We start from the raw sequence: 24,623 nt of genomic DNA, 5'->3' as shown, positions 1-24,623 counted from the left end.
GCCGCTCAGAGTTCGTACGATTCGGATTCGCCCTTGAGCGCCTGCTCGATCAGCTTGCGGTTCAGTGTCGGCGACAGCAGTTCGACGAGCGTATACACATAGCTGCGCAGGTAGGCGCCCTGCTTGAGCGCGACACGTGTCACGTTGCTGCCGAACAGGTGGCCGACCGGGATCAGCCGCAGGCCGCGGTCGCGCTCGGGATTGAACGCGATGTCGGCCATGATGCCGACGCCGAGGCCGAGTTCAACGTAGGTCTTGATCACGTCGGCGTCGATCGCCTCGAGCACGATGTCCGGCGACAGCCCGCGCAGCGCGAATGCATGGTTGATCTTCTTGCGGCCTGCGAACGCGCCTTCGTACGTGATCAGCGGGTACTGCGCGAGATCGTCGAGCGTGACCGGCTTGCGTTCGAGCAGCGGATGGTCGGCCGGCACGACGGCCGCGTGGTGCCACTGGAAGCAGGGCAGCGACACGAGCTCCTTGTAGTCGGAGATCGCCTCGGTCGCGATCGCGAGATCGGCCTGGTCGTGGATCACCATCTCGGCCACCTGCGTCGGGCTGCCCTGCAGGATCGACAGGTGGACCTTCGGGAAGCGCTTCTTGAACTCTGCGATCGCGGCCGGCAGCGAGTAGCGGGCCTGCGTGTGGGTCGCGGCGATGGTCAGGTTGCCCTGATCCTGCGCTGCATAATCTTTCCCGACCCTTTTAAGGCTTTCAACCTCCTGGAGAATCCGCTCGACCGACGCGAGGATGATCCGGCCCGGCTCGGTGAGCGAGCGCACGCGCTTGCCGTGCCGCGTGAAGATCTCCACGCCGAGCTCGTCCTCGAGCTCGATGATCGCCTTCGATACCCCCGGTTGCGACGTGTAGAGCGCCTTGGCGGCCTCGGTGAGGTTGAAATTCTGCCGGACGGCCTCGCGCACGAAGCGAAATTGGTGCAGGTTCATTTATAACCCTTCCGCATATCAACAGAATTTTTTAGTCGTTTGAAATATAAGGCGAGTTTATTACGATTCACCGGAGTTTTTCAAATATGGATATCTGTTTTCGTCATTAGCAATCCACCCGGCAGCGGATGGGGGCGGTGACGGCGGAACGGAGATTCGGGCGCGACGTGGCTAGGACGTCGCGCGGTCACCACGAAAACCCTGGGGTCCCCGAATGTATCAGTACGACCAATACGACCAGACGATCGTCGATGAGCGTGTCGCGCAGTACCGCGATCAGGTGCGCCGCCGGCTGTCGGGCGAGTTGAGCGAAGAAGAGTTCCGTCCGCTGCGCCTGCAGAACGGCCTGTACATGCAGCGCCACGCGTACATGCACCGCATCGCGATTCCTTACGGCAACCTGCGGAGCGACCAGCTCCGGATGCTGGCGCGCATCGCCCGCGAACACGACCGCGGCTACGGTCACTTCTCGACCCGCTCGAACATCCAGTTCAACTGGATCGAGCTGGAAGATACGCCCGAGATCCTCGCGAAGCTCGCGTCGGTGCAGATGCACGGCATCCAGACGTCGGGCAACTGCATCCGCAACATCACGGCCGACCAGTTCGCCGGTGTCGCGCAGGACGAAGAGATCGATCCGCGTCCGTGGTCGGAAATCCTGCGTCAGTGGTCGACGTTCCATCCCGAATTCGCATGGCTGCCGCGCAAGTTCAAGATCGCGGTGTCGGGCTCGAAGGACGACCGCGCGGCCGTGCAGATCCACGACCTCGGCGTGTACCTGAAGAAGAACGCGCAGGGCGAAGTGGTCGCGAGCATCCTCGCGGGCGGCGGCCTCGGCCGTACGCCGATCATCGGCGCGGTGATCAAGGAAGACCTGCCGTGGCAGCACCTGCTCACCTACTGCGAAGCCGTGCTGCGCGTGTACAACCGTTACGGCCGCCGCGACAACCTGTACAAGGCGCGTATCAAGATCCTCGTGAAGGCGCTGTCGCCCGCGAAGTTCGCGCAGCAGGTCGAGGAAGAGTGGCAGCACCTGAAGGACGGCCCGTCGACGCTCACGCAGGCGGAAGTCGATCGCGTGTCGCAATACTTCCAGCCGCCCGTCTACGAGAAGCTGGCCGACACCGACGCATCGTTCGAACAGCACCTGCTCGAGAACAAGGCGTTCGCGCGCTGGGTCGAGCGTAACGTTGCACCGCACAAGGTGGCCGGCTATGCAGCCGTCACGCTGTCGCTGAAGGATCACCGGGTCGCGCCGGGCGATGCGACCGACCAGCAGATGGAGCTGGTGGCCGACTGGGCCGACGCGTACTCGTTCGGCGAGCTGCGCGTGTCGCACGAGCAGAACCTGATTCTCGCGAACGTGAAGAAGCGCGACCTGTTCGCGGTGTGGGAAAAGGCGAAGGCAGCCGGTTTCGCGACGCCGAACATCGGCCTGCTGACCGACATCATCGCGTGCCCGGGCGGCGACTTCTGCTCGCTCGCGAACGCGAAGTCGATCCCGATCGCGCTGGCAATCCAGCAGCGTTTCGACGATCTCGACTATGTGTACGACCTCGGCGACCTGTCGCTGAACATTTCCGGTTGCATGAACTCGTGCGGTCACCACCACGTCGGCAACATCGGCATCCTCGGCGTCGACAAGGACGGCGCCGAGTGGTACCAGGTGTCGCTCGGCGGCGAGCAGGGCACGGGCCAGAACGGCGCGCGCCTCGGCCGCGTGATCGGGCCGTCGTTCTCGGCGGAAGAAGTGCCCGACGTGATCGCGAAGCTGATCGACACGTTCGTCGAGTCGCGCGTCGACGGCGAGCGCTTCGTCGAAACGTACGATCGCATCGGCATCGCGCCGTTCAAGGAGCGCGTGTATGCGGCGCGCCAGGCAGTGAACGCGTAACCAACCGGGTAGAAGGAATTAGCAGATGGCTTCGATTATCAAGAACCGCGCAGTGATCGACGATGCATGGCAGGTCGTGCGCGCGGCAGAAGACGGTGCACTGCCCGCGGTCGACGCGTTGCCGGCCGGCAAGGTGCTGGTGCCGTTCGCGTTGTGGCAGGCCGAGCGCGCGGCGCTCGTCGCCGCGAAGACGAAGGACGAGCTCGGCGTGTGGCTCGCACCGGACAGCGAGCCGACCGATCTCGTGGCCGACTTCGGCGCGATTTCGCTGATCGGCGTCGAGTTCCCGCGCTTCGCGGACGGCCGCGGCTACAGCATCGGGCGCCTGCTGCGCGAGCGTCACGGCTGGACGGGCGAACTGCGCGCGATCGGCGACGTGCTGCGCGACCAGTTGCTGTACATGTCGCGTTGCGGTTTCGACGCATACGCGGTGCGCGCCGACAAGGACATCCACGACGCGCTGAATGCGTTCACGGAATTCACGCAGCGTTACCAGGGCGCGTTCGACCAGCCCGAACCGCTGTTCCGTCGCCGCGCCGCGGCGCCCGACGCCAAGGTGAACGCATGAGCACCGCGACCGCCACTGCGCTGACGCCGGAGCTCGCCGCGAAGGTCGAGCGCCTCGACGCGCTGCTCGCGCAGATCGGCGCCCGTCACGAGAAGGTGAAGTTCGCGAGCAGCCTTGCGGCGGAAGACATGCTGCTGACGCATGCAATCCTGTCGAAGGGCGCGCGAATCGGCATCTTCTCGCTGAACACCGGCCGCCTGCACGCGGAAACGCTCGGCATGATCGACCGTGTGTGCGAGCGTTACGGCTACGAGATCGAGCAGTTCCATCCGCTGCAGGACGCGGTCGACCAGTACGTCGCCGAGCACGGCCTGAACGCGTTCTACGAGAGCGTCGAGCTGCGCAAGTCGTGCTGTCACATCCGCAAGGTCGAGCCGCTGAATCGCGCGCTCGCGGACGTCGGCGCATGGGTCACGGGCCAGCGCCGCGAGCAGTCGGTCACGCGTGCCGAGTTGCACGAGGAAGAACAGGACGAAGCGCGCGGGATCGCGAAGTACAATCCGCTCGCCGACTGGACGGAAAGCGACGTGTGGGCGTACCTTAATGCGTTTGACGTGCCGGTGAACCCGCTGCATGCGCGCGGCTACCCGAGCATCGGCTGCGAGCCGTGTACGCGGGCGATCCGTCCCGGCGAGGACAGCCGCGCGGGCCGCTGGTGGTGGGAGTCGCGCGATACGAAGGAATGCGGGCTGCACATCACGACGATCACGCCGATTCCCGCGGATGCCGTTGCCGGCGCCACGCACTGAAAGCCTGACAAGAAACTGAATATTGCGCCGCCTGCGACAGCGGGCGGCACGAACCCAGAAGAGAAGGACTGAAATCATGAGCACGACGCTCGAGCAATCCGCCTTTGCCCCGCCCGCCGGTGCCGACAGCCGCATGGGCCACCTCGACTGGCTCGAAGCCGAGTCGATCCACATCCTGCGCGAACTGGTCGCCGAATGCAGCAAGCCGGCGCTGTTGTTCTCGGGCGGCAAGGATTCGGTCGTCGTGCTGCATCTGGCACTGAAAGCATTCGGCCTCGGCGCGAACCGCAAGACGACGCTGCCGTTCCCGCTCGTACATATCGATACGGGCCACAACTACGAAGAAGTGATCGACTTCCGCGATCGCCGCGCGCAAGAGCTCGGCGCCGAGCTGGTCGTCGGCCACGTCGAGGATTCGATCAAGCGTGGCACGGTCGTGCTGCGCCGCGAAACCGATTCGCGCAATGCCGCGCAGGCCGTCACGCTGCTCGAGACGATCGAGCAGCACGGCTACACGGCGCTGATCGGCGGCGCGCGCCGCGACGAAGAGAAGGCGCGTGCGAAGGAACGCATCTTCTCGTTCCGCGACGAATTCGGCCAATGGGATCCGAAGGCGCAGCGCCCAGAACTGTGGAGCCTGTACAACGCCCGCCTGCACAAGGGCGAGCACCTGCGTGTGTTCCCGATCTCGAACTGGACCGAGCTCGACGTGTGGCAGTACATCGCGCGCGAGAACCTCGAACTGCCGTCGATCTATTACGCGCACGAGCGCGAGATCGTGCGCCGCAACGGGCTGCTCGTGCCCGTCACGCCGCTCACGCCGATGCGTGACGGCGAGACGAGCGAGCTCGCGCAGGTGCGGTTCCGCACGGTCGGCGACATTTCCTGCACGTGCCCGGTCGAGAGCGACGCGGACGACGTCGAGAAGATCATCGCCGAGACGACGGTGACCGAGATCACCGAGCGCGGCGCGACCCGGATGGACGACCAGGCCTCCGAAGCCGCGATGGAACAGCGCAAGAAGCAAGGTTATTTCTGAAGCACACGAGGACATTCACATCATGAGCATCATCGAGAACACCGAAGACCTCGGCGTGCTGCGCTTCATTACCGCAGGCAGCGTCGACGACGGCAAGAGCACGCTGATCGGCCGCCTGCTGTACGACAGCAAGGCCGTGCTGTCCGACCAGCTGTCCGCGCTGTCGCGTGCGAAGAACAAGCGCACGGTCGGCGACGAGCTCGACCTCGCGCTGCTGACCGACGGCCTCGAAGCCGAGCGCGAGCAGGGCATCACGATCGACGTCGCGTACCGCTACTTCGCGACCGCGAAGCGCAAGTTCATCATCGCCGATACGCCGGGCCATGAGCAGTACACGCGCAACATGGTGACGGGCGCATCGACCGCGCACGCGGCGATCATCCTGATCGACGCGACGCGCGTGACGATCGAGAACGGCGTGGCCGACCTGCTGCCGCAGACCAAGCGCCACAGCGCGATCGTCAAGCTGCTCGCGCTGCAGCACGTGATCGTCGCGATCAACAAGATGGACCTCGTCGACTACAGCGAAGCGCGCTTCAACGAGATCCGCGATGCGTACGTCACGCTCGCGAAGCAGCTCGGCCTCACCGACGTGCGCTTCGTGCCGGTGTCGGCGCTGAAGGGCGACAACATCGTCGGCGCGAGCGAGCGCATGCCGTGGTACGCGGGCGAGCCGCTCCTCGACGTGCTCGAGTCGCTGCCGGTCGAGACGCAGGCGCATGACGCGCTGCGCTTCCCGGTGCAGTGGGTCGCGCGCCAGGACGGCAGCTCGGCCGACGATTTCCGCGGCTACATGGGCCGTATCGAGTCGGGTGAAGTGAAGGTCGGCGACGAGATCGTCGTGCTGCCGTCGAACCGCACGGCAACGATCGCCGAGATCGTCGCGCCGGTGCCGGGCGGCACTGCGTCCGTCCCGCATGCGTTCGCGGGCCAGGCCGTGACGATCCGCCTCGCGGAAGACGTCGACGTTTCGCGCGGCGACATGTTCGTCACGTCCGGCGAGCCGGTCGAGCCGGCGAAGAAGCTTGAAGCGGATCTGTGCTGGTTCGACGAGACGCCGCTGTCGCCGCAGCGCAAGTACCTGCTGAAGCAGACCACCAGCACGGTGTTCGCGAAGATCGGTGGCGTCAAGCAGGTGCTCGACGTGCACACGCTGTCGCACGCGACCGACCGTCACGATCTGAAGATGAACGACATCGGCCGCGTCGCGCTGACGCTGCAGAAGCCGATCGTCTGCGACACGTACGACGCGCATCCGGGTACCGGTGCGTTCGTGCTGATCGACGAGGCGACGCACCACACGGTCGCCGCAGGGATGATCCGGGCGTTCTCGGCGTAACCGGGAAGCCGCGCCGCTTTGCAGCGGCGCGGACCGGAGCCGACGCCCGCTGGAAGGCGAAGCGACAAACATGGGCAAGGTGTATCTGATCGGAGCAGGGCCGGGCGCGGCCGACCTCATCACGGTGCGCGGCGCGCGGCTGCTCGCACAGGCGGACGTCGTGCTGCACGACGCGCTCGTCGAGCCCGCGATGCTCGATTACGCGCCGAATGCGCGCCGGATCGCGGTCGGCAAGCGCTGCGGGCAGCGCTCGACCGCGCAGCACTTCATCAACAAGCAGATCGTCGATGCGGCACGCGAGCATGCGCATGTCGTGCGGCTGAAGGGCGGCGACCCGATGCTGTTCGGTCGTGCCGAAGAGGAGATGCGCGCGCTGGAAGCAGCCGGCATCGACTACGAGGTCGTGCCGGGCATCACCGCGGCGCTGGCCGGGGCCGCGACGCTGAAGCGTTCGCTGACGTTGCGCGGCGTGTCGCGCAGCGTCGCGTTCGCGACGCACAGCCGTGCGCCGGGCAGCGACGAGATTCGCGAAGCCGCGCGCGCCGATTCGATGGTCTATTACATGGGCCGCGACAGCGCACCCGGCATCGCGCAGGAACTGATCGACGCGGGCCGTGCGCCGGCGACGCCCGTGGCGATCGTCGAGGCGTGCAGCACCGCGCGCGAACGCACGTTGACGCTGACGCTCGCGCAGATGGCGGCGGGCGACGCGCAGGCGTGGCTCGATCCTGCGGAACCGAGCCTGCTGATGATCGGCGATGCGTTCGCCGAGCGCGCCGGGCAGGCAAAGGCGGGTGATGCGCTGCGAAATGCGGCCTGAGCGGAATCCGGCTGGAGTCCCGAACGAAAAAAAGCGCTGGCGGAAGCCAGCGCTTTTTCTTTGTGGGCCGTGACGGCGTGAGTTACGCGCCGTCGCCGATCTGGTCGATGCAGTAGAGCGCGATCGCGTCGAGCACGCCGTCGTCTTCGCCAACGGCCGTCGCGCAGCGGATCTCGACACCGGGATGCGCGGCGCGGCATGCGTCGACGAGCTGCGGCAGGTCGCGGCGGACATGGCCGCCCTGGCCGAAGAACACGGGCACCACGGTGATGTGCGAGCAGCCGGCCGCGACCTGCGCGGCGATCGCATCACCGAGCGACGGCGTCATCAGCTCGAGGAACGCGAGCGACACGTGTGCAGCGGGGGAGGGGGCGCCGCGCAGCCGTGCGGCGAGCCGCTCGAACGGCTCAGCCCAGCGCGGGTCGCGGGCGCCGTGGCCGAACAGGACGATGCCGTGCGAACTCATGTCGAAGCCTCCGTCGTGACGCGGCGCTCAGTGCCGGTCGACCCACTTGAGCGCGAACAGGCCGAGCGCGAGATAGATCAGGCCCGGCGTGGCCGCGGTGAGCGGCGCGGGCCACGTGTTCAGCGTGCCGATGTGCGAGAACAGCGTATTGAGGAGCTGGAAGCTCATGCCGAGCATGATGCCGCCGAACACCTTCACGCCGACCACGCCCGCACGCGTGTGCAGGTACGCGAACGGCAGCGACAGCACGAGCATCACGAACACGGCGAACGGATACAGCAGCTTGCGCCACAGCGCGATGTCGTAGCGCTGCGTGTCCTGCTGATTTTCGCGCAAGTGCTGGATGTAGCGGAACAGGTTGATGATCGACATGCGCTCCGGCGACACGAGCAGCACCGACAGGATCTGCGGCGTCAGGTCCGAGCGCAGCCGGTATTCGGGCAGCGATACCTGTTGCGACCGGTACACGGGGTTCAGCGCGTCGGCCGGCTGGCCGCTGATCGGCTTGATCGGCGTCAGCTCGGTTTCGGTGACGCCCTTCAGCAGCCAGTGGCCGGGCGGCTCGTAGCGGCCCGTCTGCGCGATTCGCACGTTGCGCAGCTGGAATTTCGAATCGAATTCGTAGATGCGCACGTTGCTGATCGTCGAGTCGGGCGACAGGCTGCCGACGTTGACGAAGCGCGTGACCTGCTCGCCGTTTTCACGGGCCGCGAGCGTGTCCTTCACCCACACGCCCGACTGGAAGTTCGACGACACCGACGCGCCGAGCGCCTGCAGCCGCACGCGTTCGGACAGCTGGTCGGCATACGGGCCGACGAATTCACCGATCAGGTAGGTGATGATCACGAGCGGCACGCCGATCTTCAGGAGCGAGCGCAGCGCCTGGTTGGTCGCGAGGCCCGACACGCGGAAGATCGTGAATTCCGAGTTCGCGGCCATCTGCGCGAACACATAGATCGCACTGATCAGCGCGGCGACCGGGATGATTTCGTAGAAGCGCGACGGGGTCTGCAGCGCGACGCGCAATACCGCGTAGCCGAACTTGTAGTTGCCGTGCCCGACCGAGTTCAGTTCGCTGATCAGGTCGAAGAAGAAGAACAGGCCCGAGAACGCGAACAGGATGAAGACGAACGTGACGTAGATCTGCCGCGCGAAGTACTTTTCATAGAGCCGCATCGATCATGCTCCCGAGCGGCCGAACAGCGCGCGTGTAAACAGCGGACGATTGCGCACGCGCAACCAGAAGATGAACGCGACGATCACCGCGACGACCAGATGCAGGCCAACGAGCCCGACACCGAACGACATCTTGCCCTGTTCGATCTGCGACTGCACCACGTTCAGCAGGTTCGAGTACGTGAGGTAGATCAGCACGGCCATCACGAGGTTGATCGTGCGGCTGCGGCGCGGGTTCTGGTACGACAGCGGAATGCCGAGCACCATCAGGTTGATCGCGATCAGCGGCAGTCCCGCGCGCCACGCGAATTCCGCGAGGTTGTCGTTCGTCGGGTTGCGCAGCAGGTCCGGCGTCGGCGTGCTGTTGGTGGTCGGCACGTTGGTGACCGGGGTGCTCGTGATCTTCACGCCGTAGCGCTCGAACTCCATGATCTTGAAGTTCGGCTGGCCGGGCGTGCCGTCGTAGCGGCGGCCGTCCTCCAGGACGACGAAGCGGCTGCCGTCGCGCGTTTCCGTATGGCCTGTCTGCGACACGACCACGTTGACCTTGCCGTTCTCGGTCGAGGTCACGAACACGTTCTGCACCTTGCTCTGGTCGGGCGTCATCTTCTCGATGAAGAACACGCGGTGGTTCGTGGCCGACTCGCGGAACTGGCCCGGCGCGAGCAGCGAGATCTCGTCGCGCTGCTGGAAGCGTGCCTTGATCATCTTGCTTTGCTGGTTCGACCACGGCCAGCCGACGAATGCGAAGAAGGCGATCAGCAGGATGATCGGCGTGGCAAACACGCCGATCGGCTTGATGAGGCGCGTGAGGCTCACGCCCGACGCGAGCCACACGACCATTTCGGAGTCCCGGTACCACCGGGTCAGCACGAACAGGATCGACACGAACAGCGTGACGACGAGCATCACGGCGAGGTAGCCGATCACGGTGAGGCCGATCAGCACGAGGACGTCCCGCGGATCGATTTCACCGGACGCGGCGTAGCCGACGATGCGGATCATCATCGTCGTGAGCATGATCGTGAGCAGCACCATGAACACGGCGCCAGCCGTATACGCAAGCTCGCGCTGGAGGGAGCGTTCGAAGATCATTCTTGATGAGAAGAGGGCGGGAGGCTGCGCACGCGTGGTGGAGCGCTCGCGCCGCCACGGGAAAAATAGCGGATAATTGCGGCTTTCATCCTTAGCCCAGATTTTATCCGAGGACAAGCGCGATGGACTTTAGCATAAAAGGCTGTGATTGGAGCAAAGGCGAGGCGAAGGGGTTCCTGACCGGGAAGTCCGACTGCATCGTGCTCGGCATCTTCGAGGCGCAGACCCTGTCGGGCGCGGCGCTCGACATCGACACGGCCACCAAGGGGCTGATTTCGCGCGTGATCAAGGCCGGCGACATGGACGGCAAGCGCGGCAAGACGCTGTTCCTGCACGAAGTGTCGGGCATCGGCGCGTCGCGCGTGCTGCTCGTCGGCCTCGGCAAGCAGGATGCTTTCAATCAGAAAGCCTATAACGATGCCGTGACGGCCGCATGGCGCGCGCTGCTGGCGACCAAGGTCGTCCAGGTCACGTTCACGCTCGCGCAACTGCCGGTCGACGAGCGCAGCTCCGACTGGGGCGTGCGCGCCGCGATTCTCGCGCTGCGCAACGAGACGTACCGCTTCACGCAGATGAAGAGCAAGCCGGAACCGGCGTCGCACACGCTCAAGCGCGTCGTGTTCAGCGTCGATCCGTCCGACGAAAAGGCCGCGAAGGTCGCGGTCAAGCAGGCCGTCGCGCTCGCGAACGGGATGGATCTCACCCGCGACCTCGGCAACCTGCCGGGCAACGTCTGCACGCCGACCTACCTCGGCAACACCGCGAAGAAGATCGCGAAGGATTGGGGCCTGAAGGCGGAAGTGCTCGGCCTCAAGCAGATCCAGGCGCTGAAGATGGGCTCGTTCCTGTCGGTCGCGCGCGCGTCGGTCGAGCCGCCGCAGTTCATCGTGCTGCACTACCAGGGCGCCGCCGCGAAGGCCGCGCCGGTCGTGCTGGTCGGCAAGGGCATCACGTTCGACACGGGCGGCATCTCGCTGAAGCCGGGCGAGGGCATGGACGAGATGAAGTACGACATGTGCGGCGCGGGTTCCGTGCTCGGCACGATGCGTGCGGTCGCCGAGATGGGCCTGAAGATCAACGTCGTCGCGATCGTGCCGACCTGCGAGAACATGCCGGGCGGCAACGCGACGAAGCCGGGCGACATCGTCACCAGCATGAAGGGCCTGACGATCGAGGTGCTGAACACCGACGCCGAAGGCCGTCTGATCCTGTGCGACGCGCTCACGTATGCCGAACGCTTCAAGCCGGCCGCCGTGATCGACGTGGCCACGCTGACGGGCGCGTGCGTGATCGCGCTGGGCGGCCACAACAGCGGCCTGTTCTCGACGGACGACGCGCTCGCGGGCGAACTGCTCGACGCGTCGCGCGAAGCGAACGACCCGGCATGGCGCATGCCGCTCGACGACGAGTACCAGGATCAGCTGAAGTCGAATTTCGCGGATCTCGCGAACATCGGCGGGCGCCCGGCCGGCGCCGTGACGGCCGCGTGCTTCCTGTCGCGCTTCACCGAGAGCTATCCGTGGGCCCACCTCGACATCGCGGGCACCGCCTGGAAGGGTGGGGCGGCGAAGGGTGCGACGGGCCGTCCGGTGCCGCTGCTCGCGCAGTTCCTGATCGACCGCGCCGGCCAGTGATGGCGGTGTTGACGACGCTGCGGGTACGCGGGCAATGACGCGAATCGATTTCCACTCGAACGTCGGCGATTCGCTCGCGTACGCGTGCCGGCTGCTGCGCAAGGCCTACCTGGCCGGGCAGCCGGTCGTCGTGCTCGCCGAGCCCGCGCGACTGCGCGCGCTCGACGAGCGGCTCTGGACGTTCTCGCCGCTCGATTTCATCCCGCATTGCGGTGTCGACAGCGAGCACGCAGCCGGCACGCCGATCGTGCTGGCCGCGGATCTCGACCGCACACCGCATCATCACGTGCTGCTGAACCTCGGCGCAGCCGTACCCGCGCAGTTCGCCCGCTTCGAGCGCCTGCTCGAAGTGGTCGGAAACGCGCCGGACGAGCTGGCCGCGGGCCGCGACCGCTACCGGTTCTACCGCGACCGCGGCTACGCGCTGAACAACTACAAGCAGGGCAGCTAGCCGCAACCGTCAACGGAGTGTTCCCGTGACAGAAGCCGATTCATCCTCGATCCCGACACTGACCGACGTGCTGGTGCCGGGCAAGCCGGTGCCGGCGCGCACGCCCGCGCCCGATGCACCGCAGCCGCCTGTCAGCGCGGCGATTCCGGTGCTCACCGACGTGGTCGCGCCGCACGCCGCAGGTGCGGCACCGGTCGATTCCGCACAAAGTGCACTTGACCCCGATTCCGTCGTGGTCGAACCCGTGCCGACGCCGCACGTGCCGGCGGTCGAACTGCCGGGCGACGTGGCGACGGCCGCTGCGGCGGCGATGGGCGAGACCGACGCGCCGGCCGAACCCGGCGCCACGGAGCATGTGGTCGCCGAAGATTCGGCGGCAATGAGTGCGCCGCTGCCGTCGTCGCTGACCGACGACGACGTGCCGCAACCCGCGTTCGCCGCGGTGGCACACGAGGCGGTGGGGCACGTGCATGAAGCGCACCTGCCGGAAGCCGTCGTGCCGGCCGCCGCGCCGCAGCCGGATGCGCAGGCTGCAGCCGGACTGACGCCGGAAGATGCCCAGCACATCGCCGAGCGCCTGCGCAATCGCCTGACGAACTATCTGACGGGGGAAGGGCGCGACGCGATCGAAGCCCGCTGTCGCGACGCGCTGCATGAGCATTCGGCCTGGCTGGTCGGCCAGATCACGCGTGAAGTGGCCCTCGCGCTGGAAACCGAGGTGATGGGCTGGGTCCGCGACGCGGTCGACGAAGAGATCGCACGCCGCCGCGCCGGTCATTCCGGCTAAGCGCGCGGACGTCCCGGTGAAAAACGGGGTGCGATTCGAGTAGAAGCCGGCGAAGCTGCCGGCGAGGCACGGCACGGGTCAGCCGGGGCATGTCTGCCAGTCGGCGGAATCCGGCAGGGTGGCTATTCCTCCGGTCCGGTTCAGCGCACCGACAGCACCCATTGCGCGAGCGTATGGGCTTCGCTGCTCGTCAGTTGCGTATTGGCGGGCATCGGCACGCTGCCCCATACGCCGACGCTGCCTTTCACGATCGACTGAGCGAGGTAATCGACGGCGTCGCTGCGCGCCGCATACTTGCCGGCGATGTCGCGAAACGACGGGCCCATCAGCGGCTTGCTGATCGCGTGGCAGGCCATGCAGTTCTTGCGCTGGGCAAGCGCGAGCCCGTCGGCCTGGTCGGCGCGCGCCGCCGCCGCACTGCCGATCAGCAGCGTGGCGAGCAGGACGCGCAATATCGAGTGTTTCATGCGGTTCTCCGCCGGCGGGGACGGCCGGCTACATGGTCCGCGCATTATAAAAGCAAAGGGAAAGCGCGTTTTGCGCGTTCCCCCGGCGGCCATGTTTATTGGGGTCGCATTTTTTGACGGGCGCGTATCAACCCGTGACGGCGCCCTGGTTCGCCGGGCGGGCGAGCGCGGCGAATTTCGCGAGCACGCCGCGGGTGTAGCGTGGCGCCGGCTGTTGCCATGCGGCGCGGCGGCGCGCGAGTTCCGCATCGTCGACGTTCAGCTGCAGCAGCAGCCGGTGCGCGTCGATCGTGATCGAGTCGCCTTCCTGCACGAGCGCGATCGTGCCGCCGACGAACGCCTCGGGCGCGACGTGGCCGACCACCATCCCCCAGGTCCCGCCCGAGAAGCGGCCGTCGGTGATGAAGCCGACCGATTCGCCGAGCCCCTTGCCGATGATCGCGGACGTCGGCGCGAGCATTTCCGGCATGCCGGGGCCGCCCTTCGGGCCGAGGTAGCGCAGCACGAGGATGTCGCCTGCGCGGATCCGGTCGCCGAGAATCGCATCCATCGCACTCTGCTCGTCGTCGAACACGCGTGCCGGGCCCGTGATCACCGGGTTCTTCAGGCCGGTGATCTTCGCGACCGCGCCGTCTTCCGCGAGATTGCCTTTCAGGATGGCAAGGTGGCCTTCCTTGTACAGCGCGCGGTCGATCGGGAAGATCACGTCCTGGTCGGCGCGCGGCACGCTCGGCACGTCCTTCAGTTCGTCGGCAATCGTGCGGCCGGTGATCGTCATGCAGTCGCCGTGCAGCAGCCCCGCGTCGAGCAGGATCTTCAACACCTGCGGGATCCCGCCGGCCCGGTGCAGGTCGGTGGCGACGTACTTCCCCGACGGCTTCAGGTCGCAGATCACGGGCACGCGCTTGCGGATGCGCTCGAAGTCCTCGATCGTCCAGTCGACCTCGGCCGCGTGCGCGATCGCGAGGTAGTGCAGCACCGCATTGGTCGAGCCGCCCGTCGCCATGATCACCGACACCGCGTTCTCGATCGACTCCTTCGTGATGATGTCGCGCGGCTTCAGGTCGCGCTTCACGGCCTCGACGAGCACGCGTGCCGATTCGGCGGCCGAATCGACCTTCTCCTGGTCGGGGTTCGCCATCGTCGACGAGTACAGCAGCGACATCCCGAGCGCCTCGAACGACGAGCTCATCGTGTTCGCGGTGTACATCCCGCCGCAGGAGCCCGACGTCGGGCATGCGTTCCGCTCGACGCCTTCGAAATCCTCCTGCGACATCCGGCCCGCCGTGAATTCGCCGACGGCCTCGAACGACGACACGATCGTCAGGTCCCGGCCTTTCCAGTTGCCGGGGCGGATCGTGCCGCCGTACACGTAGATGCCCGGCACGTTCAGGCGTGCGAGCGCGATCATCCCGCCCGGCATGTTCTTGTCGCAGCCGCCAACGACGACCACGCCGTCCATCCATTGCCCCTGCACGCAGGTTTCGATGCAGTCGGCGATCACCTCGCGCGACACGAGCGAGTACTTCATGCCTTCGGTGCCCATCGACATGCCGTCCGAAATCGTCGGCGTGCCGAAGATCTGCGGGTTCGCATCGGCCGCCTTCACGGCCGCGACGGCCGCGTCCGACAGGCGCTGCAGGCCGGAATTGCACGGCGTGATCGTCGAATGGCCGTTCGCGATGCCGACCATCGGCTTGTCGAAATCGTCCTTCTGGTAGCCGAGTGCGTAATACATCGAGCGGTTCGGCGAGCGGGCCACACCTTGCGTGATGTGCTTCGAGCGACGGTTGTAAGCCATGGGGGACTCCATCGTTGTCTGGGCAACGCCGGTGAACGGCGTGCAGGTTCGGATCAATCAAGAATGGAGTTTCCGGATTGGGATGTCCAATATATTATTTGTCGCGTATTAAGTCGTTTACTGAATGAAAAAGGCATGGCCGATCCGACTCCCGACCTGCGCCAGTGGCGCTATTTCGTGACCGTCGCCGACGAGCGACATTTCGGCCGCGCGGCCGAACGCCTGTCGATGACACAGCCGCCGCTGTCACAGGCGATCCGTGCGCTGGAGGATGCGCTTGGCGTCGCGCTGTTCGCGCGCACCAAGCGCTCGGTCGCGCTGACTGCGGTCGGCGCGGCGCTGCTGCCCGACGTGCGCCGGCTGCTTGCATCGGCCGATGCGCTGCCGCCGCTCGCGCGACGGCTTGCGCGCGGCGAGGCCGGCTCGCTGTCGCTCGCGTTCGTGTCGACCGCCGATTACGGGCTGCTGCCTGCGCTGCTGCGTGCGTTCGGCACGCGCTATCCGCAGGTGCGGCTGCAACTCGCGGAGGCGACGAGCGACGTGCAGATCGACGAACTCGTCGCGGGCCGCATCGACGCGGGGCTCGTCATTCCGCCCGTGCCGCCGCGCCACGCGGCCGGGCTGTCGTACCTGCCCGTCGTGCGCGAGCCGCTGGTGGTCGCGATGCCGGCGGCGGCGAGCGACGCGCCTGAAGACGAGCCCGTGCATCTCGCCGAGGTTGCCGCGTTACCGCTCGTGATCTTTCCGCGTCGTTTGGCGCCCGGCTTTTATGACATCATTACGGGCTGCTACGGCGCGGCGGGGGAAACTCCGCACATCGGCCAGGAGGCGATCCAGATGCAGACGATCGTCAGCCTCGTGTCGGCCGGCATGGGCGTCGCACTGGTGCCGCAATCGCTGCGTAACCTGCGGCGCACCGGCGTGGTCTACCGGCCGCTTGCCGATCACGCGCCGGTCGTCGAGACAGGCCTCGTGTGGCGCACCGGCGACGTGAGCCCCGTGCTGGCCGGCTTCATCGACGTCGTGCGCGCGCAGGGCCTCGCCACGTGACGTGAACGATGACGCACCGGTGCCGTCCAACGCGCGGTGCTGCGCGTTTGCGACGGCCGTACCGCATTCGAAAACTTCTTCGCTAACCCATGATCATTCACCCGAATTTCGACCCCGTTGCGATCCATCTCGGGCCGCTGGCCGTGCGCTGGTACGGGCTCATGTATCTCGTCGGCTTCATCGCGGCGATCGTCGTCGGCCGGATCCGCCTGAAGTTGCCGCACGTCGCGGCGCAGGGCTGGACCGCGAAGGACATCGACGACATGATGTTCTACGGCGTGCTCGGCACCGTGCTCGGCGGCCGGCTCGGCTATGTGCTGTTCTACAAGGCCGACTTCTATTTCTCGCATCCGCTCGACGTGTTCAAGGTGTGGGAAGGCGGCATGTCGTTTCATGGCGGCTTCCTCGGCGTGACGCTCGCGATGATGCTGTTCGCGTGGCAGCGCAAGCGCCACTGGCTGCAGGTCACCGATTTCGTCGCGCCGATGGTGCCGACGGGGCTCGCGGCCGGGCGGCTCGGCAACTTCATCAACGGTGAACTGTGGGGCCGCGTGACCGACCCGTCCGCACCGTGGGCGATGCTGTTCCCGGGCGCGATGCGCGACGATGCGGCATGGTTGCCGAAGCATCCGGAACTCGTCGAGAAGTGGCATCTCGCCGACGTGTTCATGCAATACCAGATGCTGCCGCGCCATCCGTCACAGCTCTATGAAATCGCGCTCGAAGGCATCGTGCTGTTCTTCGCGCTGTTCCTCTTCGCGCGCAAGTCGCGGCCGATGGGCGCCGTGTCCGCGCTGTTCCTGATCGGCTATGGTCTCGCACGCTTCACGGTCGAGTTCGCGCGCGAGCCCGACGACTTCCTCGGCCTGCTCGCGCTCGGCCTGTCGATGGGGCAGTGGCTGTCGCTGCCGATGATCCTCGCGGGCGTCGCGCTGATGGTCTGGGCGTATCGCCGCCGCGCGGCGAATGCCGCTGCGTGATGCGGCGCCGATGCACGCGCGATCGGCGTGTGCATCGGCAACATGCAGGTCAATGAAAAACGCCGGCCCGAGGGCCGGCGTTTTTCATTTCGGACTGCCGTGCGCTGTGCGTTACTTCATCTGCACGGAGCCGTTGACGGTGACCGACACGGTGGCCTTGCCGCCTTCGACTGCGATCGGTGCGCTCATCTTCGCGCTGTCCATCGGCGCCGCGGCCATCGCCATCATGCGCGGGTACGGCTGCACGTTGCGGCCGCCGCCGACGTTCACGTCGCGGATCGTGTAGCTGCCGTAGCCGAATGCCTTCGCGGCTTCGTCCGCGCGGGCGCGGAACGACTTGATCGCTTCGGTCGTGAGCTTCTGCTCGGCGGCACGCTGTGCTTCGGGCGACAGCGAGAACTCGACGTTCGCGACCTGCATCAGGTTCGACAACTGGCCGGCAAGCTTCGACGCCGCCGCGAAATCGCGCGATTCGAGCGCGACCTCGGTGCGGCCGCGCCATGCGGAGATCTTGCCGTCGCGATCGGTGCTCGGGTACACGGAGAATGCGCCCGTGTGTGCGGTGACGCCCGATACACCCTTCGCCTGCGACAGCGCTGCGTCGGCGCGCTGGTTCAACTGAGCGGTGAGGCTGCCCGGATCCTTGGCTTGCTGCTCGTAGAACAGCGTGATGTGGATGATGTCCTGCGGCACGTCGGCGCTGGCCTGCGACGACAGCGACAGCACGCCTGCCGGCTCCGGAAAGTGCGGGTTCGCGGTTTGCGCGTGCGCGGTGGTCGACGCGAGCGTCAGCGCGACGGGAACGGCGGCGGCAAGGGCGAGCGACAGCGCGAGTGCGGATTTCTTGGTCATTGTTGGACTCCTTGTGCGAGGGCGTACACGCGGATCGCGCGTGCACGACGCGGGCGTACCGCGCGACGAAAAAAACGACAGCCGGCCTGATCGGCCGACAGCGGTTGCTTAGGCCGCGCGAAAGTGCCGCGAGTTCCGTGGCGGCGGTGCGTACTGACCAGATTTGACCTTTGGCGTGCGCCTACTTCATCAGCTTTTCGGTGATGAAGCGCCATTCGGCGCGCGTGACCGGCGTGATCGACAGCCGGTTGCCGCGTGCGAGCACGCGCATGTCGGCGAGTTCGTCGTGTTCGCGCAGCGCCGCAAGCGGCACGAGTGGCGATTTTTTCACGTAGCACACGTCGACGAGCAGCCAGCGCGGTGCTTCCTGAGTCGACTTCGGGTCGTAATAGGGGCTTTTCGGATCGAACTGCGTGGGGTCGGGGTAGGGCGTCGACGACACTTCGGCGAGGCCCGCGATGCCCGGCTCGGGGCAGCTCGAGTGATAGAACAGCACGCCGTCGCCGATCTTCATCGTGTCGCGCATGAAATTGCGCGCCTGATAGTTGCGCACGCCGGTCCACGGCAGCGAGCGCTGCGGTGCGTTGGCGAGATCGTCGATGCTTGCTTCGTCCGGTTCGGACTTCATCAGCCAGTATTGCATGGATCGTGATCGACGCAGAAAGAGGCTGCTACAAAAGAAAACGGCACCGGGCTTCGCCCGATGCCGTTGGATAGGCCCCCGCCTTGGCCGCTAGGCCGGCATCCTGAACCTGAGGTTCAGAATTGGTCGCAGTTAGCAGCACTTCGGGTACATCAGACAGAGTGACGCGCGCGCCCGTGCTACAAATTTCCGCAACCGTGCACATGGCATTGGTTCAAGGAATATATGACCTTGGCGAACCAGGCAGGGAAGCTGACTGAACTGTGATTCGATGCGCCAATTTGACCACCGTTGATCGCCGAGATCAAGCGGAATCGACGCATCGATTAAAACGTTACTGCGTCTCGTGCTGTGCGAGCACCGCGCCGAGCTGTTCGTTCATCTGGTGCATTGTACGACGGATTTCCTCCGCGGGAAATGCTTCACCGTGCCGCACGCTCGTTTGCAGCCGCAGCAATTCGGACGCGAGCGACAGCGCCGCCATCACGGCGATGCGATCGGTGCCGCGTACCGAGCTGTTCGAGCGGATTTTCGACATTTCGGCGTCGACACGCGCGACCGCTTCGAGCAGTGCCGCTTCGGTCTCGGCCGAGCAGGCGAGCCGATAGGCCTGACCGAGAATCGAGACTTCGATCTGCTTGGTGCTCATGCATGTTCTCCGTGGCTGGCCGCGTCATCGCCATCCGCACGCGCCTGCCCATCCAGCAGGTCGAGCTGGTTGTCGGCTTGCTCCGCACTTTTCGAGCGCGGCAGCTTTTCGAGAATCGCGTTCAGTTTCACCTGGGCGTCGTCGATCTTTGCCGACAGCGTGTCACGCTCGGCCGCAAGTGCATTGCGTTCGTCGCGCAGTTGCGCGAGTTCCGCGCGGACAGCGTCCGCATCCGCGCGCAATTGCGCGACCTGCTCCTCGAGCGCGAGCCGTTCCGAGTGATAGCGCTTGTTCAGCGAAATCAGACGGCCAATATTTTGAGATAGGGTTTCGAGTTCGTTGAGCATTTGCTGCGTCCTCTAAAGACCCAGCATTTTAGCGCGGAATAACGCGCAATCCGACATCTGTAACGTTTCCAGTCGTAACACCCCTGCTTCTTGCGGCGAATCAGCGCTTCCTGTGCGTGTCCGGACGCTTCCTTGACGCTCGCGCGACCCGCTCCTAAACTGGCGCCGCCTCGGTGCTCGCGCGTGGAACGCGCGGTTAAACGGGAAGCAGGGCGCGGGCGCCGGAAGCCCGCCAACCTGCGCTGCCCCCGCAACGGTAAGCGGCCGCGTCCGATGACGCAGGCCGGCTCGGGCGCGTTTCACGTGCAGGTTCTGCATGCGGACGCGGGCCACTGCGCGTCATCGCGCGGGAAGGCGAGCCGGACCGCCGCCAGCCCGGATACCGGCCGAGACGGGGAGCCCGCACGGGCTTCGTGACGCGCGGCCTGCGGGGAGGCGGGGCGCGCAATGCTTCACGGAATCTTCTTCGATGCTGACCCCAATCGTCCGCGCGGCGCTCAAGTCACGACCGGCCGGCACCCGCAAGCGGGTGCGCCGCACGTCGTGTGCGGCGCCGTACGCGGCATGAGCGCCGCGCGCGCCACCGCGATCTGGGCCCTGCTGGCTGCAGCGGTCGCGTTGCTGTTCGTCGCGTCACTGTCGATCGGCAGCGTGCCGATGTCGCCATGGCAGGCGCTCGCGTCGCTCGTGCCGCATGGCGGCGACGCGCTGTTCGCCGATATCGTCCGCACGCTGCGCCTGCCGCGCGCGCTCGCGGGCTTCGCATGCGGCGCGCTGCTCGCGCTGGCCGGTGCACTGCTGCAGGTGCTGCTGCGCAATCCGCTCGCGGAGCCGTACGTGCTCGGCGTGTCGGGTGGCGCAGCCGGCTTTGCGCTCGTCGCGATGATCGCGGGCGGCGCGTGGTGGCTCGTCGATGCGTCGGCGTTTGCCGGCTCGCTCGTGTCGGTCGCGCTCGTGCTCGGTCTTGCGCGCCGCGAGCTGTGGCGCGGCGAATCGCGCGATGCTTCGCCGCGGCTGCTGCTCACGGGCGTCGTGATCGCGGCGGGGTGGGGCGCGCTCGTCACGCTGCTGCTGTCGCTCGCGCCCGATGCACGATTGCGCGGGATCATCTTCTGGCTGACCGGCGACCTGAACGGCGTGACCACGCCGTGGTTCGCGTGCGGTGCGCTGTTGCTGGCCGCATGCGTCGCGTTGCCGGCCGCGCCGCAACTGAACGTGCTGCTGCGCGGCGATGCGACCGCGCTCGCGCTCGGCGTGCCCGTTGCGCGCCTGCGCGTGCGGATCTATCTCGTCGCATCGCTGGCCGCCGCGGCCGCGGTGACGACGGCCGGCACGATCGGTTTCGTCGGCCTCGTCGTGCCGCATGCGCTGCGGCTCGCTTTCGGCAACGACCAGCGGATGCTGCTGCCGGCCGCGATGCTCGCGGGCGGCGGCGGCGTGATGGCGGCCGACCTGCTCGCACGCACTGCGATCGCGCCCGCGCAACTGCCGGTCGGCGTGATGACCGCATTGATCGGCGTGCCGGTGTTCCTGTGGATGTTGTTGAGGAGGCCGATGCGATGACGGGGGCCGCACTGCACGCCACGGCCGGTGACATGAACTACGCGGCCGTCGGCCTGACGCTGAAGGCCGGCGCGCGCACGCTGCTCGACGGCTTCACCCAGGTGTTTCGTCCCGGCGAAATCTGGTGCGTCGCCGGGCCGAACGGCGCGGGCAAGACGACGCTGCTCGCGACACTCGCGGGGCTGCAGCCGCCGGCCGGCGGACACGTCGAGATCGACGGCCGGCCGCTTGCCGCATGGCCGCCCGAGCAACTCGCGCAGCGCCGTGCGCTGATGCCGCAGCAACTGCACGACGCATTCAGCGCGACCGTATTCGACACGGTGTTGCTCAACCGCTTTCCGTATCTCGGGGGTTGGGGCTGGGAGCGTGACGGCGATCGCGCGGCCGCGCGCGACGCGCTGGCGACGTTCGATCTCACGGCTCTGGCGTCGCGCGACGTGCTGTCGCTGTCGGGCGGCGAGCGCCAGCGCGTCGCGCTGGCCGCGACGCTGTGTCAGGATGCGCCGCTGATGCTGCTCGACGAGCCGCTCGCGCATCTCGACCTGCATCACCAGATCGATTGCCTGACCGCGCTGGCCGCATGGCTCGACGCGGGCCCGCGCACGGTGCTGTTCTCGTGCCATGATCTGAATCTCGCGCGGCGTTTCGCGACGCATGCGCTGTTGCTCGACGGCCGCGGCCACGCGTGGGCCGGCCCCGTGCACGACGTGCTGACGCCCGAGCGCGCGAGCGATGCGTTCGGTTATCCGCTCGTGCTGATCCGCGAGAATGGCCGCGATGCGCTGCTGCCGGCGTGGCCCGAGCGACAATGACCCTTTCTTTTCCGATGCGCGGCGCACACCGCGCCAACGACACGGCTTTTCGATGACGACCTCGACCCACTTCCCGCCCGCGATCGCGCCGCTCGACGATGTGCTGCGCAAGCGCCTGCAGCACGTGATCGACCACAAGACCAAGCCGCCCGGCAGCCTTGGCCAGCTCGAGGCGATCGCGCTGCAGATCGGCCTGATCCAGCACACCGAGCGGCCGGTCGTGCAGCGTCCGGTGATGATCGTGTTTGCCGGTGATCACGGGATTGCCGTCGAGGGCGTGAGTCCTTATCCGCAAGCGGTGACCGCGCAGATGGTCGCGAACTTCCTCGCCGGCGGAGCGGCAATCAACGCGTTCTCGGGCGTCGCGCAGAGCACGCTCGAGATCGTCGATGCGGGTGTTGCGTCGCCGCTGCCGCTGTCCGACCGGCTGGTGTCGCTGCCGGTCGCGCGCGGGACGCGCAACTTCGCGGCGGAGCCGGCGATGACGCGCGACGAGGCGATGACGGCACTCGCGGCCGGCGCGGCGCGCGTGCGCCTGCACGCGTCGCTCGGCACGAACGTGATCGGCTTCGGCGAGATGGGGATCGCGAACACGTCGTCGGCCGCGTGCCTGATGAGCCGCCTGCTCAGCGTGCCGATCGACGCGTGCGTCGGGCGCGGCACCGGCCTCGACGACCAGGGCCTCGCGCACAAGCGTGCGGTGCTCGGCCGTGCGCTCGTCAAGCACTCGCACGCCATTGCACCGCTCGATGTGCTCGCGACGTTCGGCGGCTTCGAGATCGCGATGATGACGGGCGCGTATCTCGCGGCCGCGAGCGAGCGGATGACGATCCTCGTCGACGGCTTCATCGCGACGGCCGCGCTGCTGGTTGCCGAGCGCATCGCGCCCGGCGTGCGCGACTACTGCGTGTTCTCACATACGTCGCACGAGGCCGGACACCGGCGCATGCTCGAGCATTTCGGCGCGAAGACGCTGCTCGCGCTCGACCTGCGGCTCGGCGAAGGCACGGGCGCCGCGCTTGCGCTGCCGCTCGTGCGTGCGGCGGCTGCGTTCCTCACGGAGATGGCGAGCTTCGAATCCGCCGGCGTCGACAATCGTGACGCCTGATCGCGCGCGCGGCGTGCAGGCCGAACTGCGCTACTTCTTTGTCGCGCTCGGCTATTTCACACGCGTGCCCGTGCCGCGCTCGATCGGCTACGCAGCCGGCGATCTCGACCAGGCCGCGCGATATTTCCCGCTCGTCGGCGCATGTGTCGGCGCGTGGGGCGCGCTTGTCTATCTCGCCGCGCTGCGCGTGTTGCCGCCGTCGATCGCGGTCGGGTTGTCGATGGCCGCGACGCTGCTCGCAACGGGCGCCTTTCACGAGGATGGCCTGGCCGACAGCTGCGATGCGTTCGGCGGCGGCTATACGCGCGACGACGTGCTGCGCATCATGCACGACTCGCGGATCGGCACGTTCGGCGCGGTCGCGCTCGTGATCTCGCTCGGCGTGAAATGGCAGGCGCTGGCGTCCATGCTGCCGTTGCGTGCCGCGTGGACGATGATCGGCGCGCACGCGGCGAGCCGCGCGGTGGCCGTGAGCTTGCTGATGACGCTCGACTACGTGCGGCCCGAAGGCAAGGCGAAACCGGTCGCGCAACGGATGGGCGCACGCGCGGCGTGCGTCGCGGCGCTATTCGGATTGCCCTGGCTGTTCTGGCCCGACTGGCGCATGGGCGTCGCCACATGCATTGCGGTCGTGCTCGTGCGCGCGTGGGCCGCCCGCTATTTCGTGAAGCGGATCGGTGGCTATACGGGCGACTGTCTCGGCTTCACGCAGCAACTGTGCGAACTGGTGATCTATCTCGTGGTGCTCGGATGGACGTCGTCCTGATCCGTCATCCGGCTGTCGGCGTCGAGCCGGGCATCTGCTACGGACGCAGCGACGTGCCGCTCGCTGCATCGGCCGACACCGGTGCGCAGGCCGTGCGCGCGCATCTGTCGGCACTCTGCGCACCGCTTCCCGAACAGGTCTGGACGAGCCCGCTGACGCGCTGCGTATCGGTTGCCGAACGGCTCGCACACGCATGCGACGTGCCGCTGCGGCGCGACGCGGACTGGCAGGAGATGGATTTCGGCGCGTGGGAAATGCAGCGCTGGGACGATATCGATCGCGCGGCGCTCGATGCGTGGGCGGCCGATCTGATGCACGCGTGTGCGCATGGCGGCGAAAGCGTTGCGCGGTTTGCTGCGCGCGTGGCCCGGCGGGCCGATGCGGTAGCGCAGTTCGATGGCCCGCAGTGGGCGGTGACGCATGCGGGCGTGATCCGCGCATTCGCATCGCATGTACTGCGCGTGCCGCTCGATACGGTGCTGTCTCGACCCGTACCGACAGGCGGTGTCGTCTGGCTGCGCGCCGATGCCGCTACGCAAACTTGGGAAGTGGTGCACTGGGACGAATAGGCGCGCTGGCCACGACGTGTGAACAATGCAGCGCGCGGTCGATTCGTCTCA

The 24,623-nt window shown here is 66.9% G+C and carries 26 protein-coding genes, 1 other RNA gene and 1 riboswitch; of the genes, 16 read left to right on the top strand and 11 right to left on the bottom strand.

Annotated elements, in window-relative coordinates:
- Nucleotides 1-5: 5 nt before the first annotated feature.
- Complete coding sequence (locus BCEP18194_RS19215) at nucleotides 6-947, bottom strand: CysB family HTH-type transcriptional regulator (protein ID WP_011352925.1); 942 nt, start codon at nucleotides 945-947, stop codon at nucleotides 6-8.
- Between the two features lie 214 nt (nucleotides 948-1,161).
- Here BCEP18194_RS19215 and BCEP18194_RS19210 point away from each other — a divergent pair, with 214 nt between their 5' ends.
- The 6 genes from BCEP18194_RS19210 to cobA all read left to right on the top strand — a co-directional run bounded on the left by BCEP18194_RS19210 (nucleotide 1,162) and on the right by cobA (nucleotide 7,356).
- On the top strand, nucleotides 1,162-2,841 hold the full coding sequence (locus tag BCEP18194_RS19210) for a nitrite/sulfite reductase (RefSeq protein ID WP_011352924.1): 1,680 nt from the start codon (nucleotides 1,162-1,164) through the stop codon (nucleotides 2,839-2,841).
- A 25-nt stretch (nucleotides 2,842-2,866) separates the two neighbouring features.
- On the top strand, nucleotides 2,867-3,409 hold the full coding sequence (locus BCEP18194_RS19205; RefSeq protein WP_011352923.1) for a DUF934 domain-containing protein: 543 nt from the start codon (nucleotides 2,867-2,869) through the stop codon (nucleotides 3,407-3,409).
- Nucleotides 3,406-4,158, top strand: coding sequence for a phosphoadenylyl-sulfate reductase (locus tag BCEP18194_RS19200; RefSeq protein ID WP_011352922.1), 753 nt, complete (start codon nucleotides 3,406-3,408; stop codon nucleotides 4,156-4,158). Before BCEP18194_RS19205 ends, BCEP18194_RS19200 begins: the two co-directional genes overlap by 4 nt.
- Nucleotides 4,159-4,234: 76 nt before the next feature.
- Nucleotides 4,235-5,197: a sulfate adenylyltransferase subunit CysD gene (gene cysD, locus BCEP18194_RS19195; RefSeq protein WP_011352921.1), complete on the top strand. Its 963-nt coding sequence runs from the start codon at nucleotides 4,235-4,237 to the stop codon at nucleotides 5,195-5,197.
- Between the two features lie 22 nt (nucleotides 5,198-5,219).
- Entirely contained in the window at nucleotides 5,220-6,536 is a 1,317-nt protein-coding gene (locus BCEP18194_RS19190) for a sulfate adenylyltransferase subunit 1 (RefSeq protein ID WP_011352920.1), read from the top strand.
- Between the two features lie 70 nt (nucleotides 6,537-6,606).
- Nucleotides 6,607-7,356 carry a uroporphyrinogen-III C-methyltransferase gene (gene cobA, locus BCEP18194_RS19185; protein WP_011352919.1) on the top strand — a complete coding sequence of 250 codons (750 nt, stop codon included), beginning with the start codon at nucleotides 6,607-6,609 and terminating at the stop codon, nucleotides 7,354-7,356.
- A gap of 82 nt (nucleotides 7,357-7,438) precedes the next feature.
- Here cobA and BCEP18194_RS19180 read toward each other — a convergent pair whose 3' ends face one another.
- The 3 genes from BCEP18194_RS19180 to lptF are packed head-to-tail and all read right to left on the bottom strand — an operon-like array spanning nucleotide 7,439 to nucleotide 10,093.
- A complete protein-coding gene (locus BCEP18194_RS19180; RefSeq protein WP_011352918.1) occupies nucleotides 7,439-7,822 on the bottom strand; it encodes a sirohydrochlorin chelatase in 384 nt (127 codons plus the stop codon).
- 27 nt (nucleotides 7,823-7,849) lie between these two features.
- A complete protein-coding gene (gene lptG, locus BCEP18194_RS19175) occupies nucleotides 7,850-8,998 on the bottom strand; it encodes an LPS export ABC transporter permease LptG (RefSeq protein ID WP_011352917.1) in 1,149 nt (382 codons plus the stop codon).
- Between the two features lie 3 nt (nucleotides 8,999-9,001).
- Nucleotides 9,002-10,093, bottom strand: a complete 1,092-nt coding sequence (gene lptF / locus BCEP18194_RS19170; protein ID WP_011352916.1) for an LPS export ABC transporter permease LptF — start codon at nucleotides 10,091-10,093, stop codon at nucleotides 9,002-9,004.
- 122 nt (nucleotides 10,094-10,215) lie between these two features.
- Here lptF and BCEP18194_RS19165 point away from each other — a divergent pair, with 122 nt between their 5' ends.
- From BCEP18194_RS19165 to BCEP18194_RS19155, 3 genes are read left to right on the top strand one after another with little or no spacing between them, the layout of a single operon-like run.
- Nucleotides 10,216-11,727 carry a leucyl aminopeptidase gene (locus BCEP18194_RS19165; protein WP_011352915.1) on the top strand — a complete coding sequence of 504 codons (1,512 nt, stop codon included), beginning with the start codon at nucleotides 10,216-10,218 and terminating at the stop codon, nucleotides 11,725-11,727.
- A 34-nt stretch (nucleotides 11,728-11,761) separates the two neighbouring features.
- Nucleotides 11,762-12,178: a DNA polymerase III subunit chi gene (locus BCEP18194_RS19160; protein ID WP_011352914.1), complete on the top strand. Its 417-nt coding sequence runs from the start codon at nucleotides 11,762-11,764 to the stop codon at nucleotides 12,176-12,178.
- A gap of 25 nt (nucleotides 12,179-12,203) precedes the next feature.
- On the top strand, nucleotides 12,204-12,965 hold the full coding sequence (locus BCEP18194_RS19155) for a DUF2486 family protein (RefSeq protein ID WP_011352913.1): 762 nt from the start codon (nucleotides 12,204-12,206) through the stop codon (nucleotides 12,963-12,965).
- Nucleotides 12,966-13,105: 140 nt separating this feature from the next.
- Here the strand turns inward: BCEP18194_RS19155 and BCEP18194_RS19150 are convergent, their stop codons facing one another.
- Both BCEP18194_RS19150 and ilvD read right to left on the bottom strand, forming a co-directional pair.
- Nucleotides 13,106-13,432: a c-type cytochrome gene (locus BCEP18194_RS19150; protein ID WP_011352912.1), complete on the bottom strand. Its 327-nt coding sequence runs from the start codon at nucleotides 13,430-13,432 to the stop codon at nucleotides 13,106-13,108.
- Nucleotides 13,433-13,559: 127 nt separating this feature from the next.
- The gene (ilvD, locus tag BCEP18194_RS19145) at nucleotides 13,560-15,233 is read right to left on the bottom strand and encodes a dihydroxy-acid dehydratase (RefSeq protein ID WP_011352911.1); all 1,674 of its coding nucleotides are present in this window, start codon (nucleotides 15,231-15,233) and stop codon (nucleotides 13,560-13,562) included.
- A 135-nt stretch (nucleotides 15,234-15,368) separates the two neighbouring features.
- On the opposite strand from ilvD, the gene BCEP18194_RS19140 reads away from it, so the two are divergent.
- Together BCEP18194_RS19140 and lgt are read left to right on the top strand one after the other, a co-directional pair.
- Complete coding sequence (locus BCEP18194_RS19140; RefSeq protein WP_011352910.1) at nucleotides 15,369-16,283, top strand: LysR substrate-binding domain-containing protein; 915 nt, start codon at nucleotides 15,369-15,371, stop codon at nucleotides 16,281-16,283.
- Nucleotides 16,284-16,372: 89 nt separating this feature from the next.
- On the top strand, nucleotides 16,373-17,263 hold the full coding sequence (gene lgt / locus BCEP18194_RS19135; protein WP_011352909.1) for a prolipoprotein diacylglyceryl transferase: 891 nt from the start codon (nucleotides 16,373-16,375) through the stop codon (nucleotides 17,261-17,263).
- Nucleotides 17,264-17,374: 111 nt separating this feature from the next.
- Here lgt and BCEP18194_RS19130 read toward each other — a convergent pair whose 3' ends face one another.
- From BCEP18194_RS19130 to BCEP18194_RS19115, 5 genes are all read right to left on the bottom strand, one after another.
- On the bottom strand, nucleotides 17,375-18,115 hold the full coding sequence (locus BCEP18194_RS19130; RefSeq protein WP_011352908.1) for an SIMPL domain-containing protein: 741 nt from the start codon (nucleotides 18,113-18,115) through the stop codon (nucleotides 17,375-17,377).
- Between the two features lie 181 nt (nucleotides 18,116-18,296).
- The gene (locus BCEP18194_RS19125) at nucleotides 18,297-18,758 is read right to left on the bottom strand and encodes an EVE domain-containing protein (RefSeq protein ID WP_011352907.1); all 462 of its coding nucleotides are present in this window, start codon (nucleotides 18,756-18,758) and stop codon (nucleotides 18,297-18,299) included.
- A 71-nt stretch (nucleotides 18,759-18,829) separates the two neighbouring features.
- A non-coding RNA gene (gene ssrS / locus BCEP18194_RS38960) (6S RNA) lies at nucleotides 18,830-19,011 on the bottom strand.
- 81 nt (nucleotides 19,012-19,092) lie between these two features.
- Complete coding sequence (locus BCEP18194_RS19120) at nucleotides 19,093-19,407, bottom strand: cell division protein ZapA (RefSeq protein WP_011352906.1); 315 nt, start codon at nucleotides 19,405-19,407, stop codon at nucleotides 19,093-19,095.
- Nucleotides 19,404-19,754: an ATPase gene (locus BCEP18194_RS19115; RefSeq protein ID WP_011352905.1), complete on the bottom strand. Its 351-nt coding sequence runs from the start codon at nucleotides 19,752-19,754 to the stop codon at nucleotides 19,404-19,406. The genes BCEP18194_RS19120 and BCEP18194_RS19115 overlap by 4 nt, the downstream gene beginning before the upstream one ends.
- 154 nt (nucleotides 19,755-19,908) lie before the next feature.
- A riboswitch (cobalamin riboswitch) is annotated at nucleotides 19,909-20,159 on the top strand.
- A 42-nt stretch (nucleotides 20,160-20,201) separates the two neighbouring features.
- On the opposite strand from BCEP18194_RS19115, the gene BCEP18194_RS19110 reads away from it, so the two are divergent.
- Genes BCEP18194_RS19110 through cobC form a run of 5 tightly spaced genes read left to right on the top strand, consistent with a single transcriptional unit; the run spans nucleotide 20,202 to nucleotide 24,572 of the window.
- Nucleotides 20,202-21,317 carry a FecCD family ABC transporter permease gene (locus tag BCEP18194_RS19110; RefSeq protein WP_041492928.1) on the top strand — a complete coding sequence of 372 codons (1,116 nt, stop codon included), beginning with the start codon at nucleotides 20,202-20,204 and terminating at the stop codon, nucleotides 21,315-21,317.
- Nucleotides 21,314-22,129 carry an ABC transporter ATP-binding protein gene (locus tag BCEP18194_RS19105; RefSeq protein WP_011352903.1) on the top strand — a complete coding sequence of 272 codons (816 nt, stop codon included), beginning with the start codon at nucleotides 21,314-21,316 and terminating at the stop codon, nucleotides 22,127-22,129. The genes BCEP18194_RS19110 and BCEP18194_RS19105 overlap by 4 nt, the downstream gene beginning before the upstream one ends.
- A gap of 52 nt (nucleotides 22,130-22,181) precedes the next feature.
- Nucleotides 22,182-23,237: a nicotinate-nucleotide--dimethylbenzimidazole phosphoribosyltransferase gene (gene cobT / locus BCEP18194_RS19100; protein ID WP_011352902.1), complete on the top strand. Its 1,056-nt coding sequence runs from the start codon at nucleotides 22,182-22,184 to the stop codon at nucleotides 23,235-23,237.
- Nucleotides 23,227-24,003, top strand: a complete 777-nt coding sequence (locus BCEP18194_RS19095) for an adenosylcobinamide-GDP ribazoletransferase (protein WP_041492927.1) — start codon at nucleotides 23,227-23,229, stop codon at nucleotides 24,001-24,003. Before cobT ends, BCEP18194_RS19095 begins: the two co-directional genes overlap by 11 nt.
- A complete protein-coding gene (cobC, locus tag BCEP18194_RS19090; protein WP_011352900.1) occupies nucleotides 23,988-24,572 on the top strand; it encodes an alpha-ribazole phosphatase in 585 nt (194 codons plus the stop codon). Before BCEP18194_RS19095 ends, cobC begins: the two co-directional genes overlap by 16 nt.
- Nucleotides 24,573-24,623: the final 51 nt, after the last annotated feature.

The organism is Burkholderia lata (genome assembly GCF_000012945.1).
Classification (GTDB): Bacteria; Pseudomonadota; Gammaproteobacteria; order Burkholderiales; family Burkholderiaceae; genus Burkholderia; species Burkholderia lata.
Note: the sequence above shows the minus strand (reverse complement) of the source record. Positions and strands in the feature narration are given on the sequence as shown.

What these genes read in the sequence shown, in the direction of transcription:
- BCEP18194_RS19115 (WP_011352905.1), bottom strand. Translation starts at nt 19,754, where the DNA reads ATGCTCAACGAACTCGAAACCCTATCTCAAAATATTGGCCGTCTGATT.
- BCEP18194_RS19120 (WP_011352906.1), bottom strand. Translation starts at nt 19,407, where the DNA reads ATGAGCACCAAGCAGATCGAAGTCTCGATTCTCGGTCAGGCCTATCGG.
- BCEP18194_RS19130 (WP_011352908.1), bottom strand. Translation starts at nt 18,115, where the DNA reads ATGACCAAGAAATCCGCACTCGCGCTGTCGCTCGCCCTTGCCGCCGCC.
- lptF (WP_011352916.1), bottom strand. Translation starts at nt 10,093, where the DNA reads ATGATCTTCGAACGCTCCCTCCAGCGCGAGCTTGCGTATACGGCTGGC.
- lgt (WP_011352909.1), top strand. Translation starts at nt 16,373, where the DNA reads ATGATCATTCACCCGAATTTCGACCCCGTTGCGATCCATCTCGGGCCG.
- BCEP18194_RS19190 (WP_011352920.1), top strand. Translation starts at nt 5,220, where the DNA reads ATGAGCATCATCGAGAACACCGAAGACCTCGGCGTGCTGCGCTTCATT.
- BCEP18194_RS19180 (WP_011352918.1), bottom strand. Translation starts at nt 7,822, where the DNA reads ATGAGTTCGCACGGCATCGTCCTGTTCGGCCACGGCGCCCGCGACCCG.
- BCEP18194_RS19200 (WP_011352922.1), top strand. Translation starts at nt 3,406, where the DNA reads ATGAGCACCGCGACCGCCACTGCGCTGACGCCGGAGCTCGCCGCGAAG.
- cysD (WP_011352921.1), top strand. Translation starts at nt 4,235, where the DNA reads ATGAGCACGACGCTCGAGCAATCCGCCTTTGCCCCGCCCGCCGGTGCC.
- BCEP18194_RS19150 (WP_011352912.1), bottom strand. Translation starts at nt 13,432, where the DNA reads ATGAAACACTCGATATTGCGCGTCCTGCTCGCCACGCTGCTGATCGGC.
- BCEP18194_RS19165 (WP_011352915.1), top strand. Translation starts at nt 10,216, where the DNA reads ATGGACTTTAGCATAAAAGGCTGTGATTGGAGCAAAGGCGAGGCGAAG.
- BCEP18194_RS19205 (WP_011352923.1), top strand. Translation starts at nt 2,867, where the DNA reads ATGGCTTCGATTATCAAGAACCGCGCAGTGATCGACGATGCATGGCAG.
- BCEP18194_RS19210 (WP_011352924.1), top strand. Translation starts at nt 1,162, where the DNA reads ATGTATCAGTACGACCAATACGACCAGACGATCGTCGATGAGCGTGTC.
- ilvD (WP_011352911.1), bottom strand. Translation starts at nt 15,233, where the DNA reads ATGGCTTACAACCGTCGCTCGAAGCACATCACGCAAGGTGTGGCCCGC.
- cobT (WP_011352902.1), top strand. Translation starts at nt 22,182, where the DNA reads ATGACGACCTCGACCCACTTCCCGCCCGCGATCGCGCCGCTCGACGAT.
- cobA (WP_011352919.1), top strand. Translation starts at nt 6,607, where the DNA reads ATGGGCAAGGTGTATCTGATCGGAGCAGGGCCGGGCGCGGCCGACCTC.
- BCEP18194_RS19110 (WP_041492928.1), top strand. Translation starts at nt 20,202, where the DNA reads ATGCTTCACGGAATCTTCTTCGATGCTGACCCCAATCGTCCGCGCGGC.
- BCEP18194_RS19105 (WP_011352903.1), top strand. Translation starts at nt 21,314, where the DNA reads ATGACGGGGGCCGCACTGCACGCCACGGCCGGTGACATGAACTACGCG.
- BCEP18194_RS19215 (WP_011352925.1), bottom strand. Translation starts at nt 947, where the DNA reads ATGAACCTGCACCAATTTCGCTTCGTGCGCGAGGCCGTCCGGCAGAAT.
- cobC (WP_011352900.1), top strand. Translation starts at nt 23,988, where the DNA reads ATGGACGTCGTCCTGATCCGTCATCCGGCTGTCGGCGTCGAGCCGGGC.
- lptG (WP_011352917.1), bottom strand. Translation starts at nt 8,998, where the DNA reads ATGCGGCTCTATGAAAAGTACTTCGCGCGGCAGATCTACGTCACGTTC.
- BCEP18194_RS19140 (WP_011352910.1), top strand. Translation starts at nt 15,369, where the DNA reads ATGGCCGATCCGACTCCCGACCTGCGCCAGTGGCGCTATTTCGTGACC.
- BCEP18194_RS19125 (WP_011352907.1), bottom strand. Translation starts at nt 18,758, where the DNA reads ATGCAATACTGGCTGATGAAGTCCGAACCGGACGAAGCAAGCATCGAC.
- BCEP18194_RS19160 (WP_011352914.1), top strand. Translation starts at nt 11,762, where the DNA reads ATGACGCGAATCGATTTCCACTCGAACGTCGGCGATTCGCTCGCGTAC.